At 61.3% G+C, this 1,759-nt stretch carries 1 protein-coding gene; it reads right to left on the bottom strand.

Annotated elements, in window-relative coordinates:
- On the bottom strand, positions 1-1,738 hold a 1,738-nt coding region (locus ACRXB1_RS35510; protein ID WP_449494707.1), incomplete at its 3' end, for a CHAT domain-containing protein.
- Positions 1,739-1,759: the final 21 nt, after the last annotated feature.

Below are 1,759 nucleotides of genomic sequence, written 5' to 3'. Positions count from 1 at the left end.
GCGTGTATCTCGGCCCCGATGAAATCGGGGCGGTCGGCAACGTGCCGGAACTGGTGTTCGTCAATTGCTGCCATTTGGCGGAGCCCGCCGCGATCACGCATCGCACGCCTATGCGGATCAGCATTTCCGCTACCGTCGCCGCAAAGCGCGGACGGTCGAGGTGCGACGATTCGCCATCGAGCAACTGATTCGCGTCGCGCTCCGCCAAATGGCAGCAATTGACGAACACCAGTTCCGGCACGTTGCCGACCGCCTCGATTTCATCGGGGCCGAGATACACGCCGTCGGACAGCACGACGCCGCGCATGCTCTTGTAGACTGTCCGTGAACCGGGCACCTTCGGATTGGCTTGATGCATCACGTCGGGGGGCTCGCCGTGTCCGGCAATATGCACGATGCGCCAGTCGCGTTCAAACAGTGCGTTGATGATCTCCTGCGCGTCCGCGCCGTCCGGGTAGCCATCCTCACCGCGAATCATCGAACGGATGCGGTCCTTGCTGATCTTGTCCGCGTTGTCGTGCATGATCTTCCGCACTCGCTTCGTCTCGTCGATAGCACCTTGCAGACGCGGATAGAATTTCGGGTCCACCTTCGGCTCGCCGACAATCAGAATCTCGCCGTCGCGCTGCACATCGCTGACCTGTGAGCGATAGTTCACCGAGCGCAGCTTACGCAGCAGTTGCGAGCGGATCGCCCAAGGCTGAACGCTTCTGTCCTTTGCATCATCGGGCGTTTGCAGGAGTTCCCACGGAATGCCGGCGGTCGTGTCGTCGAGCGACAGCACCAGGTCGGTTTTCTCGCCCAAGAACGGCCGCAACTCGAACGGCACCACGAGCTGGAACAGAGTGCAACCGATCTGTTCGTTATTGGCCTGCTCGCGCGAGGAACTCGCAATAAGCTTATTCAGCAGATTGAGCTGGATGTTCTTGGGGCGCAGCTCGCCGCGTGCACGCCGCGTGTCCATCGCATAGACGAATCCCGGCTGGTCGAACTCGTCGCGCCGCGCGGTCACATTGATGATGTCATAGCCAGCGCTGCGATAGTTCGAGTCGAGAGGACGGCGCAGACCGCCCACACCAGCTTCGATGACTTCATGTGGCACCAGCCGAACATCGGGAATCGGCGGCAGGGCGCGGATCGCGAGCCATGCTTCGGTCGCGCGGTCCAGATAAAGTTCGATCAGATCGAGACCTGCCACATACGGCAAGTTGTTGATCGCGAGCCGACGGTTGGCGTCGCATACGCCGCGCACGACGCCTTGCGCTGCATCGCCCGCCGTGACAGACATGCCGCCGCTGGCAAGAAGCGTCGCCGTGAGATGCAGTCCGCGCTTGCCGTCCGGATCCTGCTCTTCTGCGCGCTGACACCACGCGATCACGCCTTGGCGTACGGTGCGGATCATGTCTTCTGCGCCGAGCTTACCTTCCTCGCCGAGCCCCACGACGATCACTGCAGAAGGCTGTGACGATGAAAAGGGGTTATTCGGATTCACACAGCCGTTTATGAAAACCTGTTGGGTCCCGACCGCCTCCGGATAGCGCCCTACATTGAGCGCCCGTGACAACCGGTCACCCAGCAGCTTGTTCATGACGATCTCTGCGCCCGTCAGCACAGCGGGCCCGTAATGACCGACCATCAAAGCGCCTTCCACGAACCGCACGTTGCCGTTGAGCACGCGCACCGTCAGACATAGATCTGTATCGATAATCGGCGCTTCGTTCGAGGCCGGCGACATCATGTCGGCTTCGTTGCTGAGCGA

It is taken from the genome of Caballeronia sp. M23-90, from assembly GCF_053574605.1.
Note: the sequence above shows the minus strand (reverse complement) of the source record. Positions and strands in the feature narration are given on the sequence as shown.